The sequence below is a fragment of the Mesorhizobium sp. M0051 genome, assembly GCF_040323235.1.
GTDB lineage: Bacteria > Pseudomonadota > Alphaproteobacteria > Rhizobiales > Rhizobiaceae > Mesorhizobium.
The window spans coordinates 142,932-160,749 of the sequence record NZ_JAMYUT010000003.1 but is presented as its reverse complement, the minus strand read 5'-3'; the positions used below and the strand labels follow the sequence as shown (position 1 = coordinate 160,749).

Annotated in this window: 17 protein-coding genes; 9 read left to right on the top strand and 8 right to left on the bottom strand. The window is 61.9% G+C overall.

Features of this window, described 5'->3' with window-relative positions:
* Positions 1–71 precede the first annotated feature (71 nt).
* Positions 72–1,016 carry a carbohydrate kinase family protein gene (locus NKJ90_RS04560; protein WP_023759788.1) on the bottom strand — a complete coding sequence of 315 codons (945 nt, stop codon included), beginning with the start codon at positions 1,014–1,016 and terminating at the stop codon, positions 72–74.
* A 285-nt stretch (positions 1,017–1,301) separates the two neighbouring features.
* On the opposite strand from NKJ90_RS04560, the gene recA reads away from it, so the two are divergent.
* Positions 1,302–2,399 (top strand): recombinase RecA, encoded by a 1,098-nt coding sequence (gene recA / locus NKJ90_RS04555; RefSeq protein ID WP_023759787.1) that lies wholly within the window; start codon positions 1,302–1,304, stop codon positions 2,397–2,399.
* Between the two features lie 293 nt (positions 2,400–2,692).
* A complete protein-coding gene (alaS, locus tag NKJ90_RS04550; protein ID WP_023759786.1) occupies positions 2,693–5,359 on the top strand; it encodes an alanine--tRNA ligase in 2,667 nt (888 codons plus the stop codon).
* Between the two features lie 478 nt (positions 5,360–5,837).
* On the opposite strand, the gene NKJ90_RS04545 is transcribed toward alaS, so the two are convergent.
* The 3 genes from NKJ90_RS04545 to NKJ90_RS04535 form a co-directional block, all read right to left on the bottom strand.
* The gene (locus tag NKJ90_RS04545; protein WP_352485720.1) at positions 5,838–6,464 is read right to left on the bottom strand and encodes a glutathione S-transferase family protein; all 627 of its coding nucleotides are present in this window, start codon (positions 6,462–6,464) and stop codon (positions 5,838–5,840) included.
* Positions 6,465–6,489: 25 nt separating this feature from the next.
* Positions 6,490–7,701 (bottom strand): NADP-dependent isocitrate dehydrogenase, encoded by a 1,212-nt coding sequence (locus NKJ90_RS04540; protein ID WP_023759546.1) that lies wholly within the window; start codon positions 7,699–7,701, stop codon positions 6,490–6,492.
* Positions 7,702–7,916: 215 nt separating this feature from the next.
* On the bottom strand, positions 7,917–8,894 hold the full coding sequence (locus NKJ90_RS04535) for a right-handed parallel beta-helix repeat-containing protein (RefSeq protein WP_023759545.1): 978 nt from the start codon (positions 8,892–8,894) through the stop codon (positions 7,917–7,919).
* 604 nt (positions 8,895–9,498) lie between these two features.
* On the opposite strand from NKJ90_RS04535, the gene NKJ90_RS04530 reads away from it, so the two are divergent.
* The 3 genes from NKJ90_RS04530 to NKJ90_RS04520 are packed head-to-tail and all read left to right on the top strand — an operon-like array spanning position 9,499 to position 11,443.
* Complete coding sequence (locus NKJ90_RS04530; RefSeq protein ID WP_023759543.1) at positions 9,499–10,413, top strand: RNA methyltransferase; 915 nt, start codon at positions 9,499–9,501, stop codon at positions 10,411–10,413.
* A complete protein-coding gene (murI, locus tag NKJ90_RS04525) occupies positions 10,406–11,194 on the top strand; it encodes a glutamate racemase (RefSeq protein ID WP_023759542.1) in 789 nt (262 codons plus the stop codon). The genes NKJ90_RS04530 and murI overlap by 8 nt, the downstream gene beginning before the upstream one ends.
* A 60-nt stretch (positions 11,195–11,254) precedes the next feature.
* The gene (locus NKJ90_RS04520; protein WP_023759541.1) at positions 11,255–11,443 is read left to right on the top strand and encodes a DUF3008 family protein; all 189 of its coding nucleotides are present in this window, start codon (positions 11,255–11,257) and stop codon (positions 11,441–11,443) included.
* A gap of 132 nt (positions 11,444–11,575) precedes the next feature.
* Here the strand turns inward: NKJ90_RS04520 and NKJ90_RS04515 are convergent, their stop codons facing one another.
* Positions 11,576–11,785: a hypothetical protein gene (locus NKJ90_RS04515; RefSeq protein ID WP_023759540.1), complete on the bottom strand. Its 210-nt coding sequence runs from the start codon at positions 11,783–11,785 to the stop codon at positions 11,576–11,578.
* A gap of 376 nt (positions 11,786–12,161) precedes the next feature.
* Between NKJ90_RS04515 and rpsD the strand changes: the two genes are divergently transcribed.
* The 4 genes from rpsD (at position 12,162) to NKJ90_RS04495 (ending at position 15,142) form a co-directional block, all read left to right on the top strand.
* Positions 12,162–12,779 (top strand): 30S ribosomal protein S4, encoded by a 618-nt coding sequence (gene rpsD / locus NKJ90_RS04510; RefSeq protein WP_023759539.1) that lies wholly within the window; start codon positions 12,162–12,164, stop codon positions 12,777–12,779.
* A 167-nt stretch (positions 12,780–12,946) separates the two neighbouring features.
* Complete coding sequence (gene ttcA, locus NKJ90_RS04505; RefSeq protein WP_023759537.1) at positions 12,947–13,834, top strand: tRNA 2-thiocytidine(32) synthetase TtcA; 888 nt, start codon at positions 12,947–12,949, stop codon at positions 13,832–13,834.
* On the top strand, positions 13,824–14,651 hold the full coding sequence (locus NKJ90_RS04500; protein WP_023759536.1) for an inositol monophosphatase family protein: 828 nt from the start codon (positions 13,824–13,826) through the stop codon (positions 14,649–14,651). Before ttcA ends, NKJ90_RS04500 begins: the two co-directional genes overlap by 11 nt.
* An 83-nt stretch (positions 14,652–14,734) precedes the next feature.
* Entirely contained in the window at positions 14,735–15,142 is a 408-nt protein-coding gene (locus tag NKJ90_RS04495; protein ID WP_023759535.1) for a UCP034077 family protein, read from the top strand.
* Here the strand turns inward: NKJ90_RS04495 and NKJ90_RS04490 are convergent.
* The 3 genes from NKJ90_RS04490 to NKJ90_RS04480 all read right to left on the bottom strand — a co-directional run bounded on the left by NKJ90_RS04490 (position 15,139) and on the right by NKJ90_RS04480 (position 17,797).
* Positions 15,139–16,407: a multidrug effflux MFS transporter gene (locus NKJ90_RS04490; RefSeq protein ID WP_023759534.1), complete on the bottom strand. Its 1,269-nt coding sequence runs from the start codon at positions 16,405–16,407 to the stop codon at positions 15,139–15,141. The two genes, NKJ90_RS04495 and NKJ90_RS04490, sit on opposite strands and share 4 nt — an antisense overlap.
* Positions 16,408–16,558: 151 nt before the next feature.
* Positions 16,559–16,894 (bottom strand): Grx4 family monothiol glutaredoxin, encoded by a 336-nt coding sequence (gene grxD, locus NKJ90_RS04485; RefSeq protein WP_013532137.1) that lies wholly within the window; start codon positions 16,892–16,894, stop codon positions 16,559–16,561.
* Positions 16,895–17,062: 168 nt separating this feature from the next.
* Positions 17,063–17,797 carry a class I SAM-dependent DNA methyltransferase gene (locus NKJ90_RS04480; RefSeq protein ID WP_023759533.1) on the bottom strand — a complete coding sequence of 245 codons (735 nt, stop codon included), beginning with the start codon at positions 17,795–17,797 and terminating at the stop codon, positions 17,063–17,065.
* Positions 17,798–17,818 lie beyond the last annotated feature (21 nt).

Sequence of the window (17,818 nt, the reverse complement as noted above, 5' to 3'; positions counted from 1 at the left end):
TCTCCAACCCGGAATGAAGCGCATCCTCATGGGGCGTGCGAAAAGATTCCGGCACTGTGAATTTGCCGGTCTCATGCCACTTCCTGCGCATCCGGCACAAGAGCCAACGCTTCCGCGAAGGTCGCCGCGGTGAAATCGGGAACGGCGTCGGCGCTTTCGATGGCCAGTGTTGCCGCGGCAATGCCCTCGCGCAGGGCCACCCGCAGCGGCAGGCCGTGCAGCAAGGCAGCGACCGTTGCGCCGGCCAGCGCATCGCCGGCGCCGGTGACGTCGGCGACCTTTCTTGGCGGCGGCGGCAGGATCGAGAAGGCGCCGGCTTCTTCGAAGCCCAACATGGCACTGCCGCCCGCCGTCACCACGCCGCTCTTGAGCCCCGCGCGTTTCAGCCCGGCGACGATGTCTTGCGGGGAAGCCGCCGCGTCCAGGTTTGCCAGCGCGATCGCCTCGCGCCGGTTCATGAAGACGACGGCCAGATTGCCAAGCACCGGCTTCAAACGCACGATCTTGGCCGGCGAAATGGCAATCGCGAAGACGGGCTTGCCGGCGGCAAGCGAAACCAGCCGCTCCAGTGCCGCCGTCGGCAAGTTGGCGTCGCAGAAGATGGCATCGGCCGCCGCGACCACCTCGCGGACCCTGGAGCGCCTGATCTGCTTGGGAAAGGCCAGGTCATAGAGCGCCATGTCGGCAAAGCCGACGATCAATTCGCCCTCGCTGTCGATGAGCGCCGTATAGCTGGGCGTCGTGCGGTCGAGGAACACCGCGGACAGGTCGGCAATGCCTGCCGCGGCGATGGCCCGTGAAACGGTATCGGCAGCGGCATCGCCGCCGCGCACCGACAGCAGCGATGCGGAGACGCCACGGCGAACCGCGCTGCGCAGCGCGTTGAAAACGCCGCCGCCGACATCCTCGCGCATCGTGCCCGGATTGGAGGCGGCCGGCACGTACGGGCCCGACACTTGGCCGCGCCGGTCGATATGGGCGCCACCTACGGCCAGTATTCTCGCGGATTTCAGCATGCAGGCGATATGACCTTTGTTATTCCAGTCGCACAAGCGCTAGGCTGCGTGACCGAGTTTCGCAACGCGAAGGTAGCGATTCGGCGGATCGAAACAATCGAGCCGCCTGGCCCAATGCGTTAGACATCGTGAAGCCAAATCGTGAGACAAAAAAAGAACAGATCTGGATATTTATTGTTTTTCAGATATTTGACCCCTCTTGCCAAACGAGAACAAAAAAGGTACAAATTGGGGCAGGGATTACGGATTGTCCGGCCTTCATTGACGACCAAGGGGTGATGTATCATGGCTCAGAATTCTTTGCGGCTGGTAGAGGACAAAGCGGTGGACAAATCAAAGGCTCTGGATGCGGCGCTGTCGCAAATCGAGCGGGCTTTCGGCAAGGGCTCGATCATGCGGCTCGGCGCGAACGAGCAGGTCGTCGAGATCGAAACGGTGCCGACCGGCTCGCTTGGCCTCGACATCGCGCTTGGCGTCGGTGGCCTGCCGCGCGGCCGCATCGTCGAGATCTACGGGCCGGAAAGCTCGGGCAAGACGACGCTGGCCCTGCACACGGTGGCCGAAGCCCAGAAGAAGGGCGGCATCTGCGCCTTCGTCGATGCCGAACACGCGCTCGATCCGGTCTATGCCCGCAAGCTTGGCGTCGATCTGGAAAACCTCCTGATCTCGCAGCCCGATACCGGTGAGCAGGCGCTGGAAATCTGCGACACGCTGGTGCGCTCCGGCGCCATCGACGTGCTGGTGGTCGATTCGGTCGCTGCGCTGACGCCACGCGCCGAAATCGAAGGCGAGATGGGCGATTCGCTGCCCGGCCTGCAAGCTCGCCTGATGAGCCAGGCGCTGCGCAAGCTGACCGCCTCGATCTCGCGTTCCAACACCATGGTCATCTTCATCAACCAGATCCGCATGAAGATTGGCGTCATGTTCGGTTCGCCCGAAACCACCACAGGCGGCAACGCGCTGAAATTCTACGCCTCGGTGCGCCTCGACATCCGCCGCATCGGCTCGGTCAAGGACCGCGACGAGGTCGTCGGCAACCAGACCCGCGTCAAGGTGGTCAAGAACAAGCTGGCGCCGCCCTTCAAGGTGGTCGAGTTCGACATCATGTATGGTGAAGGCGTGTCCAAGACCGGCGAACTGGTCGATCTCGGCGTCAAGGCCGGCGTGGTCGAGAAGTCGGGCGCCTGGTTCTCCTACAATTCGCAGCGTCTCGGCCAGGGCCGCGAAAACGCCAAGCTGTTCCTGCGCGACAACCCCGACACCGCGCGCGAGATCGAACTCGCGCTCAGGCAAAATGCCGGGCTGATCGCCGAGAAATTCCTTGAGAATGGCGGCTCCGAAGGTAGCGACGACGGTTTCGAGGAGGAATCGGGCGCGATGTGAGAGCCTCGCGCGATGGCCGGAGTTCGGCCATAATCTCGCTCTATTATCTCAGGCTTATGTAATCGAGTTCCGTGTTAATTGCGTTTCGAACCGCCGGCGTAGCGCCGGCGGTTTTTTGCGTCTTGGCAGGGAAACGGGGCCTGGCTCGGACAGCCGGCAAAGGTCGTGGAATGGACCAATTCCGTGTTTCTGGACAGGGTGAAGCGCGGCGGCTAAAAGGCCAACTCTATCTCTGGAAACGCAGAGACCATTTCCGCCGGTTTGCCGGCGGCTCTCTCGAAAAGGCAGCATTCATGAGTGGCGTGAACGAAATCCGGTCGACATTTCTCGACTACTTTCGCAAGGAAGGTCACGAGATCGTCGCGTCGAGCCCACTGGTGCCGCGCAACGATCCGACGCTGATGTTCACCAACGCCGGCATGGTGCAGTTCAAGAACGTCTTCACCGGGTTGGAGAAGCGGCCCTATTCGCGCGCCTCGACCGCCCAGAAGAGCGTTCGCGCCGGCGGCAAGCACAACGACCTCGACAATGTCGGCTATACCGCGCGCCATCTGACCTTCTTCGAGATGCTCGGCAATTTCTCCTTTGGCGACTACTTCAAGGAGCGCGCCATCGAACTAGCCTGGAACCTGATCACCAAGGAATTCGGCCTGGACAAGGACAAGCTGCTGGTCACCGTCTATCACACGGATGACGAGGCGGCCGGCTTCTGGAAGAAGATCGCCGGGTTTTCCGATGACCGCATCATCCGCATCGCGACCTCGGACAATTTCTGGGCGATGGGCGACACCGGACCTTGCGGGCCGTGCTCGGAGATATTCATCGACCGCGGTGAACACATCTGGGGCGGACCTCCCGGCAGCCCGGAAGAGGACGGCGACCGTTTCCTCGAATTCTGGAACCTGGTGTTCATGCAGTATGAACAGGTGACGAAGGAGGAGCGCATCGATCTGCCGCGTCCGTCGATCGACACCGGCATGGGCCTGGAGCGCATGGCCTCCGTCCTGCAAGGGGTGGAAAGCGTCTTCGAGACCGATCTGTTCCGTCATCTGATCGAGGCGGCGTCGTCCGCGCTTGGACAGGGGCCCGACAAGGAGACGGTCGCGTCCTTTCGCGTCATTGCCGATCATTTGCGCTCGTCCGCTTTCCTGGTAGCCGATGGCGTGCTGCCGTCGAACGAAGGCCGCGGCTATGTCCTGCGCCGCATCATGCGCCGCGCGATGCGTCATGCGCAGCTGCTCGGTGCCCGCGATCCCCTGATGTGGCGCCTGGTGCCGGCGCTGGTGCGTGAGATGGGCCAGGCCTATCCGGAACTGGTGCGCGGCGAACAGTTGATCACCGAGACGCTGAAGCTCGAGGAGACCAGGTTCCGCAAGACGCTGGTGCGCGGCCTCGGACTGCTGTCGGAGGCGACGGAAACGCTGCGTGCCGGCGACATGCTGGACGGCGAGACGGCCTTCAAGCTCTACGACACCTACGGCTTCCCGCTCGATCTGACGCAGGACGCGCTGCGCCAGCGCAGCATTTCGGTCGATCTTGCAGGCTTCACCAATGCCATGGAGCAGCAGAAGGCCGAGGCGCGCAAGCATTGGGCTGGCTCCGGCGATGCGGCCACCGAGACCATCTGGTTTTCGGTGCGCGAGAAGGCGGGCGCCACCGAGTTCCTGGGCTACGAGACCGAGCAGGCAGAAGGCATCATCCAGGCGCTTGTCCGGGACGGCAAGACCGTCGACAGCGCCGGCAGAGGCGATGCGGTGGCGGTCGTCGTCAACCAGACGCCGTTCTATGCAGAGTCCGGCGGCCAGATGGGCGACACCGGTATCATTTCAGGCGAAGGGTTCTCGATCGAGGTCTCCGATACGCAGAAAAAGGCTGATGGCTTGTTCGTGCACATCGGCAAGGTGGCCAGCGGCACCGTCAAGACGGGCGCCGCAGTCGAGTTGAAGGTCGACCATAGTAGGCGCTCCCGGCTGCGCGCCAACCATTCCGCGACGCATCTGATCCATGAGGCGCTGCGTGAGGTGCTGGGCAGCCATGTCGCGCAGAAGGGCTCGCTTGTCGCACCGGAGCGTCTGCGCTTCGACATCTCGCACAACAAGCCGATTTCACCGGAGGATCTCGAAGAGGTCGAGCGCATGGCCAACGAGATCGTGGTGCAGAACGGCCCGGTGAACACGCGCCTGATGTCGGTCGACGATGCCATCGCCGAAGGCGCCATGGCGCTGTTTGGCGAGAAGTATGGTGACGAAGTGCGCGTTGTTTCGATGGGCACCGGCATGCATGGCGCCAAGGCCAACCGGCCCTATTCGGTCGAGCTCTGCGGCGGCACGCATGTCAGGGCGACCGGCGATATCGGTCTGGTGCGTGTCGTGTCGGACAGCGCGGTCGCCGCCGGCGTGCGCCGCATCGAGGCGCTGACCGGCGAGGCGGCGCGAAAACATCTCGATGAGCAGGACCGGCGTCTGAAATCGGTTGCGGCGACGCTGAAGATTTCGCCGGCCGACGTGCCGGCACGTGTCGAGGCGCTGCTCGACGAGCGCAAGAAGCTCGAAAAGGAGCTGACCGAAGCGCGCAAGAAGCTGGCGCTGGGCGGCGGTGCAGGGCCGGGTGCGCCAGCCGAGAACGAAACGGTGGCGGGTGTCGGCTTCCTCGGCAAGGCGGTCTCCGGCGTCTCGCCAAAAGATTTGAAGCCGCTGGCTGACGCCGGCAAGATCTCGCTGGGTTCGGGCGTCGTCGTCTTCGTAGGTGCCGGTGAGGACAACAAGGCGAGCGTTGTGGTCGCTGTCACCGACGATCTCGTCGGCCGTTTCAGCGCCGTCGATCTGGTGCGCGTGGCCTCCGCCGCATTGGGCGGGCAGGGCGGCGGCGGGCGGCCAGACATGGCCCAGGCCGGTGGTCCAGATGCGTCCAGGGCCAATGATGCGATCGCCGCGGTAAAGGCTGCACTCGAAGCCGCCTGACTAACGGCCGTCACGGCGGGGAGCCCTATCTTTGCTGGGTAGTGCTGCCCCTCATCTGGTTGCCGCCATCTTCTCCCCGTGAACGGCAGGGCTATCGCATCTGGAATTCCTCCGATGTCTGCCCGGCACGGACCCCCACCCCTAACCCCTCCCCACAAGGGGGAGGGAGACTTCCGTTGGTGCTGGCCCAGGAGAATCGCCTTCTTTTCGGCGCCAAGAAGAATTAAAGGCACGCGGCAGCGTTCCCTCCCCCTTGTGGGGAGGGTTAGGGTGGGGTTCTTCTTCGCAAGAATCCATATGCGATAGCCCTGCCGTGAACGGAGAGAAGGGCGCTTTCGCGCACGATTTCGCTAATTGCCAGTGTTGAAGGGTAGCCGCAGAGATCGCGGCCAGCCACTTTCTCCGTTTACGGGGAGAAATGCCCGGCAGGGCAGTGAGGGACGGCACTAGCGCCACATAAGTACGGCGAAACCGCAGATCACTCGGTCTTTTCGGTTCTGGCAAAGCTCGCCCGCGCTGAAATCCGCTCCCACCAAGCTTGGATCGTCGGAAATTCAGCGAGCAGGCTTTGCCCTTCGGCGACCTTGACGAAATAACCGATGATCGGCGCCGCATGCAGATCGGCCAGGGTCAGCTGGTCGCCCAGCAGCCACGGCCCTGGCGCGTTCAGCGAGGAAAGCGTCTGAAGCGCCTTGCTTGCCTGCGAAATCCCGCTAGCGATCAGCGCCTCGTCGGGGGCTACTTTCTCCAGCCGCTCGACGGCGACCTCCCAGACCATGGATCTGTACGCATAAGCGTCGAGCATGCCGAGGATCTGGTTCATCGTTGCGCGGACGCGGAGTCCCGCCGGCTGAAGGCTCGGCCCGTCAAACGCCTCGTCGATATATCTGGCAATAGCGCTCGTCTCGAACAGCCGAAACCCATCATGCTCGAAAGCCGGGATGCGGGCGAACGGGTGGTGCTCGAAATACCAGGCGGGAATACCCTCGACGGCAAAGACATCGACCGGCACAAGCTCGTAGTCGATGCCTTTTTCCGTGAGCACGAGGCGGACAATGCGCACATAGACGCTGTAATTCGCCCCGTAGACGATGGGCTTGCCCATGCTGGCCCTCCCGAACCTCGAGAGGTCAGGCCATCGCCTTCTGCAGGTTCTCGTCGATCTTGTCGAGGAAGCCGGTGGTCGAAAGCCAGGGCTGGTCGGGGCCGATCAGCAGCGACAAGTCCTTGGTCATGAAGCCGGATTCGACGGTCTGGATGCAGACCCTTTCCAGCGTCTCGGCAAAGCGTTTCAGCTCTGCATTGTCGTCGAGCTTGGCGCGGTGGGCGAGCCCGCGCGTCCAGGCGAAGATCGAGGCGATCGAATTGGTCGAGGTTTCCTCGCCCTTCTGGTGCTGGCGATAGTGGCGGGTGACGGTGCCGTGCGCGGCTTCGGCTTCCACCGTCTTGCCGTCTGGCGTCATCAGCACCGAAGTCATCAGGCCAAGCGATCCAAAACCCTGCGCCACCGTGTCGGACTGGACGTCACCGTCATAGTTCTTGCAGGCCCAGACATAGCCGCCCGACCATTTCAGGCTGGAAGCCACCATGTCGTCGATCAGCCGGTGCTCGTACCACAGCTTCTTCGACTTGAACTCGGCTTCGAATTCGGCCTCGTAGACTTCCTGGAAAATGTCCTTGAAGCGGCCGTCATAGGCCTTGAGGATGGTGTTCTTGGTCGACAGAAAGACCGGATAGTTGCGCAGCAGGCCGTAGTTCAGCGAGGCGCGGGCGAATTCGCGGATCGAGTCGTCGAGATTGTACATCGCCATGGCGACGCCGGCGCCGGGCGCGTCGTAGACATCGTGCTCGATCACGTTGCCGTCCTCGCCGACGAACTTGATCGTCAGCTTGCCCTTGCCGGGAAAGCGGAAATCGGTGGCGCGGTACTGGTCGCCGAAGGCGTGGCGGCCGACGATGATCGGCTTGGTCCAGCCGGGGACCAGGCGCGGCACGTTCTTCATGATGATCGGCTCGCGGAAGATCGTGCCGCCGAGGATGTTGCGGATGGTGCCGTTCGGCGACTTCCACATCTTCTTCAGCTTGAATTCCTCGACGCGCTGCTCGTCGGGGGTGATGGTCGCGCACTTCACGCCGACGCCGTATTTCTTGATGGCGTTGGCCGAATCGATAGTCACCTGGTCGTTGGTCGCGTCGCGATGCTCGACGCCGAGGTCATAATATTCGAGGTTGAGGTCGAGATAAGGGTGGATCAGCTTGTCCTTGATGAACTGCCAGATGATGCGGGTCATCTCGTCGCCGTCGAGCTCGACGACCGGGTTCGCCACCTTGATCTTCGCCATGGAAAAAATGCCTCGTTCGAATGTTGATTGATTGCGGTCGGCCCCGCCGGGACAGGGACCTCGCCTATAGCAAAGCGATCCGAGCGGTGCAAACGGGGCAGCCGAAGACACAGGCTGCTGCTGTAGCAAGCGGGAAAAAAAAGCGATGCCGGCACCACCTCTTGAGAGGCAGCCGGCATCGCCTTTGTTTCGTGCTGCTGCGGAGACGACAGGGCTTATTGCAACGGTGTCCCGCCCGGGCCCGGGAATGCCGTGATCGGCGTGCCGTCGGTTATGTTGCCGGAGATCATGTTGTTCTTGAACGACTGGACAGCGCCGCTACCGGTGTTGCTGACCCCGGTGACATTGCCGAACACCGCCGATCCGCCGAGAAAGGCGATGGCGCTTCCGCTGCCGCTGGCCGCGGCACCGTTCGCGTTGACGCCGACGCCGGCATTGGCGCTGATTGTGGTGCCGACAATCGTCGCACGCACCGACGATGCCGCGGCGACGGATTTGACCGTCACCCCGTTGCCGGTGTTGCCGCTGACCAGGCTGTTGGTCAGCGTCATGTTCATGGCAAGGGTGTTGCCGGTGCCGTCGACAAGAATGCCGCTGCCGCTGTTGGTAATTTCCACCTTCGAAAGGATGGCATTAATTCCAATGGCCCCAGACGTTTTGATGAGAACACCTTCAGCGCCTGCCTCGGCTATCCGAGTGTTGCTTATGTAGAGTTCGCTGTTCCCGTTGGCGAGAAATTCGACGCCGTTGCTGGTTACCCTCTCTATGTTGGAATCCTCAATATGCAGTTGGCCTTGGCCAATCATACGCACTCCGTCCAAGCCGTTGCCTGCGCCGTCTATATCAAGGCCGCGAAGATGCACCACGGAGCCGGCAGGCGTGTTGACGACGACGCCGTTTACAAGGGAGGAGAGCACACCACCTTCAGTCGTCTTGCAGTCGATGGTGATGGATTTGGTGATGGTGACCGTGCCGAAGCCGCCCGGGTCGAGACAATTGATCTCGCCGCTCGTCGCCGTCTTCGAGATAGCACCGGCAAAGGTCTTGCAAGGCGCCGTTCTGCTGCAAGGATTGGCGTCGTCACCAACACCGGAAACCCACGTCCGTGTCGCCTGCGCGGAAGCTGGCGCGATCAGGAAAACTGACGCCACAAACAACACAGCGAGTGAAAGGAAAAACCGTACCAATTTCATTTGCCCCTCCTAGATTATGGCCAACGCCCTCGTCGGCCGCTGAAACCCGTGTCGAAATGCTGGGGCGCAGATAAAATGACGGGAGTATGCAAGGCGCACTCCGCCTTCCAAATACCATTCGTCGATACACATTGAACCCCAAGCGGGTCGGATATTATAGTGTTCTAATCTAATTTTCCAGTGACGCGCTGCGTCATCGTAAACAAATATGCACCCTGATCGTAGATGATTTCTAAGAATGCAAAACATCGTCGATGCCGGCAGCGAGCATGAGACGGTACATCTGTCGGCGATTTGGGATGCGGGTTGGTGGGACAAGGCAGTAAATGAGATCGGATTTATTCCGTTATAAACACCGAGGAGCCAGTCTCGTCATTTTTTCATACGCCGTGCGACGACTGGCTTGCCCAGACACGTGTGGCGACTTTCGCGAGCCCGACGGTCGAGTGCATCAAGAGTGCGACCATCGGATTTCTTAACGCAACCAAGGGAAGCGGCAGGTACGCGCTACAGCAATTTCTCAGTCGGGCGACCGACCGCTCTTCAAAAAGCCGTATCGATATGGCAGGACGCGGAGACTTCGTAGCGCAATCATCTGGAACACATGGCAGGAACGGACTTTCAGCGCGGCCTCGTGACCACCGGCCCGGCGATCATCCTCGTCGAGCCGCAGCTCGGCGAGAACATCGGCATGGTCGCTCGCGCCATGGCCAATTTCGGCTTGATCGAGCTGCGCCTAGTTAACCCGCGTGACGGCTGGCCGAGCGAGAAGGCACGCGCGGCGGCCAGCCGCGCCGATCATGTCATAGACGCAGTCACCGTCTTCGACGATCTGGCCTCGGCGCTCGCCGATTTGAACTTCGTTTTTGCCACCACGGCCAGGCAGCGAGACGGCTTCAAATCCGTGCGGGGTCCGGTGGAAGCGGGCAGGATGCTTCGGGCCCGTCACGCAATGGGGCAGCGCACCGGCATCCTGTTCGGACGCGAGCGCTTCGGCCTCTACAATGACGAGGTTGGCCTAGCCGACGAGATCGTCACCTTTCCGGTCGATCCCGATTTCTCCTCGCTCAACATCGCCCAGGCCGCGCTGCTGATGTCCTACGAATGGATGAAGTCCGGCCTCGAGGACGAGACCAAGACCAATTTTTCCGGCCCGGATATGAAGCCGGCAAGCAAGGAAGAACTGCACGGGCTGTTCGCCTATCTCGAAGGTGCCTTGGAAGCGCGCGGCTATTTCCGGCCGGCCCCGAAGAAGCCGAAGATGGTCGACAATCTGCGCGCCGTACTGACGCGCCCCGGATTTGCCGAACCGGAGCTCAAGGTGCTGCGCGGCATCATCTCGTCGCTCGACCGGTTTTCGCCGGCGATGCCGCGCGGCGATGGTTCCCCGGGCGACGATCCAAGGCGGTTGCCCGCGGCCGCCGCACGTGCCCGCAAGGCGGAAGGCAATAGCCTTGCCGACACCGTCAAGGACGACGACATAACGCCATTCGGCGGAAAGGGCTCCGACAATGACTGAGCGGCCGATCCTGATGTTCGATTCGGGCATCGGCGGGCTCACCGTGCTGCGCGAAGCGCGCGTGCTGATGCCCGATCGCCGCTTCGTGTATGTCGCCGATGACGCCGCGTTTCCCTATGGCGCCTGGGAGGAACCGGCCCTCAACGCCCATATCCTTGGCCTGTTCGGCGCGCTGTTGGAAAAATTTCGGCCCGAGATTTCGGTCATCCCCTGCAACACCGCGTCGACGCTGGTGATCGATGCGCTGCGCGCGAAATTCCCGGGCCATCCCTTTGTCGGCACGGTGCCGGCGATCAAGCCGGCGGCGGAGCGCACGCGCTCCGGGCTGGTCTCGGTGCTGGCGACGCCCGGCACGGTCAAGCGTCAATACACGCGCGACCTGATCGGCAAATGGGCGCAGAAATGCCATGTGCGGCTCGTCGGCTCGGACCGGCTCGCCCCGCTGGCCGAGATTTACATGCGCGAGGGGTTCGTCGATGAGGAGATCGTGCGTCAGGAGATCGCACCATGCTTTGTCGAGAAGGATGGCGCCCGCACCGACATCGTCGTGCTCGGCTGCACGCACTATCCGTTCCTGGCCAACCGCATGCGCAAGACCGCACCCTGGCCGGTCGACTGGATCGACCCGGCCGAAGCGATCGCCCGCCGCGCCATGTCGCTGCTTGCACCGGTCGACGGACCGCTGCCGGTGGGTGAGCCCGACATTGCAGTCTTCACCTCCGGCAAGGTGGACTTCGCTACCAGCCGGCTCATGCAGGGCTTTGGCCTGACGGTCGCCTGATATCCGGAACATTGGCTGGCTTGTCGCGTTTTCTCTCAGGCAATGAAGGGAGAATCAGCCATGCCAGCCACCTCGAAAGCCCAGCAGAAAGCCGCTGGCGCCGCTTTGTCGGCCAAGCGCGGCGAGATGAAGAAGGGCGAACTCAAGGGCGCTTCCAAGGGAATGTACGAATCGATGAGCGAGAAGCAACTTGAGGAATTCGCCGAGACGAAGCGCAAAAGCCTGCCGGAGAAGAAATCGAAACATTAGGGATCAGGGCATCCGCGTTTCGCCATCGATAACAAGCTCGTCCATAAGAACATGAGCCGGAATGAAAAAGCCCGCGGCCAAGACCGCGGGCTTTGAAACGATATGTCGGCCGCCTGAGACCGAACCGGGAGCCTACCAGCGCGCCCAGCAGCGCTTGACTTTGTAACGGATGACCCTCTTGTGGCCGTGCCGCCAGACAATCTTCTTCTTGACCACGATGCGGCAGACCTCGTGCTGCCGGTGGCCACTCCAGTGCCGCGCCATTGCCGGCTCCGGCGTTATGACCGCCATGGATCCCGCCAACACCGCGGCTCCCGTCAGCGTAAGGAAGAACTTCTTCATGCGAATTGTGGCTCCTTTGCTCAAGTCCCTTCCTAATGCCGTTGGCGCAACCTCCCGCCACGTCCGGCACCGCACTCAACCCAGAGACGCTATATCGCCGCCAAACCCAAGGCCAGCAGTGAGCTTGACACCGGTTAAATCTCCGTTTAATCAGCGCGCCAACACCGGGCCGCAATGCCCGGTGGTTTTCTTTATGTGCGCAAGATGCGTGGAAACTCAATTCTGCTATCTTGTTTGAACTGACGTGTCCCGTGGGTTTTCCGCCGCGTTGCGTGGGAAAACCCTGTCAGGTCTCGAAAACGGAGGCCAGAGGAGGGCGCGTTTCCTTCACCCGGACCATGAGGTTCCGGGTGTGTTGTTTTGAAAAGGGAATGCGATGAGCAAGCGCGAATCCGCGAAGTACAAGATCGACCGCCGTCTTGGCGAAAATATCTGGGGCCGCCCGAAGTCCCCGGTCAACAAGCGTGAATACGGCCCCGGCCAGCATGGCCAGCGCCGCAAGGGCAAGCTTTCCGATTTCGGCCTGCAGCTGCGCGCCAAGCAGAAGCTGAAGGGTCACTATGGCGACGTTTCGGAAAAGCAGTTCCGCAAGGTCTATGAAGAGGCGGACCGCCGCAAGGGCGACACCTCGGAGAACCTGATCGGCCTGCTCGAGTCGCGTCTCGACGCGGTCGTCTACCGCGCCAAGTTCGTGCCGACCATTTTCGCCGCTCGTCAGTTCGTCAACCACGGCCACGTCAACGTCAACGGCAAGCGCGTCAACATCGGCTCGTACCGCTGCAAGCCGGGCGACGTCGTCGAAGTCCGCGAAAAGTCGAAGCAGCTGGTCATCGTCCTGGAAGCGGTCGGTCTCGCCGAGCGCGACGTGCCGGACTACATCGAAGCCGATCACAACAAGATGGTCGCGACCTTCTCGCGCATCCCCGGCCTGGCGGACGTTCCATTCGCCGTGCAGATGGAACCGAACCTGGTCGTCGAATTCTATTCGCGCTAAGCGACGAATTCCATTCGCGCTGAGCGAACGCATTTGCGATACCATTCAAAGGCCGCCGTCGAGGCGGCCTTTTCTTTGTCTGCCTTTTCTTTCTCGGCCATGTCCGCTAATTCCGGGCGCAACGAAGTGCCGAACGATCGTAGCTCCAGGATTTTGGAACTGACGCCATGAACATGTTGCCAGACGCCGAATCGCTTGAACCAGCAGCCGACACCGCGGGCGGCTTCCATCCATTGTTTGCCGATGCGCCGTCCTCGGTCGAGTTCAACAAACTGCGCAAGCGGCTGTTGCGGCTGACCCGGCAGGCGATCGAGGATTTTTCGATGGTGAAGCCCGGCCAACGCTGGCTGGTCGCGCTGTCGGGCGGCAAGGATTCCTACGGGCTGCTCGCCGTGCTGCTTGATCTCAAATGGCGCGGGCTGCTGCCGGTCGAATTGCTGGCCTGCAATCTCGACCAGGGCCAACCGAATTTCCCCAAGCACATTCTGCCCGATTATCTCGACAGATACGCCATCCCGCATCGCATCGAATATCAGGACACTTATTCCGTCGTCACCGACAAGCTGCCTGCGGGCAGCACCTATTGCTCGCTCTGTTCGCGGCTCAGGCGCGGCCATCTCTACCGTATAGCGCGTGAGGAGGGGTGCTCGGCGCTGGTGCTCGGCCACCATCGCGAGGACATTCTCGAGACCTTCCTCATGAACCTGTTCCACGGCGGCCGTCTCGCCGCCATGCCGCCAAAGCTGCTCAACGACGACGGCGACGTCATGGTGCTGCGGCCGCTGAGCTATTGCGCCGAGGGCGACCTCGAGAAATTTGCTACCGCGATGCGATTCCCGATCATTCCCTGCGATCTCTGCGGCAGCCAGGAGGGTCTCCAGCGCAACGCCATGAAGGCCATGCTGGAGGGCGTGGAAAAGCGCATGCCCGGCCGCAAGGACACGATGCTGCGCGCGCTGTCGAACAGCAGGCCATCGCATTTGCTCGACAGAAAGCTGTTCGATTTCGCGGCGCTCAATGAGACCGTCGGCACAAGGCAAGCCGATGACATTTGACGATACTGCGATCGACTGGCTCGCTGGCCTTCTATCCGACGCCGCGAAAGCCGAAATCATGCCTCGCTTTCGCCGGCTGGGCGAGGGCGACATCCGCCAGAAGACCTCGGCCGCCGACCTGGTGACGGAAGCCGACGTCGATGCCGAGCGGCTCATCACCGAGCGGCTGCGTGAGCGTTACCCCTCGGCGATGGTCGTCGGCGAGGAGGCCTGTTCCGACAATCCGGCACTGCTTGATGGCCTCGTTGATGCCGATCTGGCGTTCGTCATCGACCCGGTGGATGGCACTTTCAACTTCGCCTCCGGCGTGCCCTTGTTCGGCGTCATGCTGGCGGTCGTGGTCAAGGGCGAGACCGTTGCCGGCATCATCCACGATCCGGTCGGCAAGGACTGGCTGATCGGTGCCAAGGGCGCCGGCAGCCATATCCGGCATGCGCATGGCAGCATCGAGAAGGTGCATGTCGCGGCACCTGCGCCGATCTCGGAAATGACAGGCTCGGTCTCCTGGCAGTATATGTCCGAGCCCGAGCGGTCGCGGCTGGCGCGCAACCAGACGAAGATCCTGTCGCAATTCGCCTATCGCTGCGCGGCGCACGAATACCGCCTGCTGGCCAGCGGCCATGCCCACTTCGTGGTCTACAACAAGCTGATGCCGTGGGACCATCTGGCCGGTGTGCTGATCCATGCCGAAGCCGGCGGCCATGCCGCGCGCTTCGACGGCAGCGCCTATCTGCCCTCGCATCTCGGCGGCGGCCTGCTTGTCGCGCCCGATCTGGAAAGCTGGCAGGAATTGCGCCGCGAACTCTGGGCGCAATAGGATCAATCCTGCGGCCAGTGTCCGAACCGGCGGTGTCCGGCTGAAGGAGCGGTGCAATCTCACGCAAATCCGGAGGCTCTCGAATGAAACCTCGGTTCGCAATTGTCGCGGCGGCACTTGCCGCCGCCTTGTTTGCCAGCTCCAACGAGGCAAGATCGCAAGAGCGCACCTGTCGCAATCCCGATCCCGTCGACACGATAAAAGAGATGTCCGACGCAATCTACGCCTGTTGGAAGCCGCCGCCCGGAACCGCCGGCATGTCCCTGACGCTGCGGTTCTCGCTTCGTCGCAACGGCACACTGATTGGCAAGCCTCGCGCCACGTATTCCGATCTGGGGACCGATGCCCAGCTCAGCCGGGCCTTCGTGGCTTCAATCCTCAGGGCACTCGACGATGCCCTGCCATTGCCCTTTTCGGACAGCATGGGCGAAGCCATCGCGGGGCGTATGCTTGCCCCTCGCTTCACGGCAGCCCTTGAGGGTGCGTCCTAATGCAAGTCGGTGATGTGCCCAGAGACGGGCGGGTTCTGCGGCTGGAACATCTTGCCGCGCTCGGCGATGAAAATCATCAGCAGCGCTGCCACCGAGACGCTGCAGAAGCCGGCGGCCAGCGGCGTCACCGTGCCGTTGAACGCCTGGCCGATCAGCGTGCCGAGAATGCCGCCCAAAAAAGTCTGCATGAAACCCAGGATGGATGACGCCGTGCCCGCCAGTTGGCCGAGCGGCTCCATGGCCAGCGCGTTGAAATTCGCGCCGAGGGCGCCGAACGGTAGCATGGCGCAGGCAAAGAAGGTGATGAACAGCCAGAGCGGCATCTTCATTTCCAGCGAAACGACCAGCCAGGCAAGGCTGATGACCAGGAACAGCAGCAGCGCGCTCTGCGACAGGCGGCGCATGCCGATGCGGCCGACAAGGCGCGAGTTCAGGAAGTTGGAGAAAGCAAGCACGCCCGCAACCCCGGCGAAGATGACCGGGAACATCTCGCCGACATTGAATATGCCGACATAGATCTGCTGCGCCGAGGCGATGAAGCCGAACATGGCGCCGAAAATGAAGGTGCTGGCGAAGGCATAGCAGATCGCAACGCGGTTGGTGAGCACGATGCGAAACCCGCCGACAATGGAGTTGACGGTCATCAGCCGGCGATGTTCGGGATGCAATGTTTCGGGCAGGCGAAGCAGCGACCAGGCCGAGACAATGAGTGCACCGACGGCCATGGTGACGAAGATCCAATGCCATGTCGCTAACAGCATGATGAACTGGCCGATGCCGGGGGCAATGACCGGTATCGCCATGAACACCATGAAGATCAGCGACATCACTTCGGCCATGCGTCGGCCATCGAACGTATCGCGCACGATCGAGACGGCGATGACGCGCGTCGCGGCAGCGCCAATGCCTTGCACGGCCCGGCACAAGAGGAGTGTTTCAAAGCTTGGTACAACGGCGGCCGCCGCAGCCGCGGCGACATAGATCACCAGCCCGGCGACAAGCGGTGCGCGACGGCCGAAGCGATCCGAGATCGGCCCGAAGAACAGCTGGCCGCCGCCAAAGCCCAGAATATAGGCGGTGATCACATATTGCCGGTGGTTTTCGTTCTCGACGCCAAGCGAGGCGCCGATCTGCTGCAGAGCGGGCAGCATGATGTCGATGGCCAGCGAGTTCAGCGCCATCAGCGCAGCGCACAGCGCAATGAATTCCCAGCGAGGAATGGGCAGTTTGCTTGCCGATTGCGGCGCTGACTTTTGCTGGTCCACGGCAAGTCCGATCTTTCAAACGAAAATGCGCCGGCGGGCCGGCGCATTGGCTCGTCTTGGTCCCTAGTTCAGGACATGAAAATTGCCGAGGTGCCCTGCGTTTCATGCATGTGTGCGGCGGTCAGGCGGCCGACATGCACGAAAACAAAAGTCAGGCGGCGCCTTTGACGCTGACGCCCTTTTCGACAAGGAATGTCTGAAGTTCGCCCGCCTGGAACATCTCACGCACAATATCGCAGCCGCCCACGAATTCGCCCTTGACGTAAAGCTGCGGGATCGTCGGCCAGTTGGAATATTCCTTGATGCCCTGGCGCAGTTCTGCGGAGTCCAGAACATTCACGCCTTTGTAGTCCGCGCCGATATAGTCAAGAATCTGGACGACCTGGCCGGAAAACCCACATTGCGGGAAACCGGGCGTGCCCTTCATGAAAAGGACGACGTCGTTGCCCTTCACTTCGTTGTCGATGTAGTCGTTGATGCCGCTCATTGAATATCCTTTCCCGCCTGTGGGAGTCAGGCTCGAAACATTTCCATTCAAATAAACCCAACGATTGCTCGAAACAAGACTTTAGCCGTGCCGTAGCTGAAATGGCGCAAAGGATGGGCTGTGTTGGGCCAAGCGGCCGTTGCGGCCTCTGTTGTCGATCGGGCAATGTTATTTGCGCGCACGCACACAGATGAACGCCGGCGCCAGGCTCAGTTCGGCAAAGTGGCGGGGATCGACGGTTTCCATTTCGGGCAAGGGAAGTGGCTCGACAAAGTGGTCGAGTGTCCAGCCGGTGTCGACAAGGCCGTTGAGAATGTCGCCGAGTGGCCTGCGGTAGGATTCGACATAGGGATTGGGTTCCCCGAAACCGCCCCAGTGCATGCCCCAGCGATTGGTCTCGAAATAGCTCTTCTCGCCCCTGCTGCGGGCATCCGCCCAGTCGCGCATCGGGTGACCCATCGAGAAGACCAGCCAGCTACCTGGCCGTGCGACGCGATAGAATTCCGAGAAAACCGGCTTGAGGGTCTCGACATAGTCGAGCGCCAGCGCGCAAAGCACGCCGTCGACACTGTGATCGGCGAGCCAGTCCAGAGGCTTCGTCATGTCGCCGACGCGGATCTCCACATCGAGCCCGGCGCATCGTCGGCTGGCGATTGCCGCCATCTCCGGCGTGACATCGAATGCCCTGACGCGCGCACCGGCCTGTGCCAGCTTTTCCGAGCAGATGCCGGACCCGCAGCCGGCATCGAGGATGTCGAGCCCGGTGACGTCGCCGACAAGTGCCAGCGAGGCCGGGCGCTCATAGAGCGCATTGTGCGGCTTGCCGGGAGCAAACGCATCATAGCGATCGGCAAACGAGGCGTAGGCTCGCCTAGCGATTGGCGTATCGCTGCTGCTGGTCATGGTTGCCGTCTTCGTTCTTGT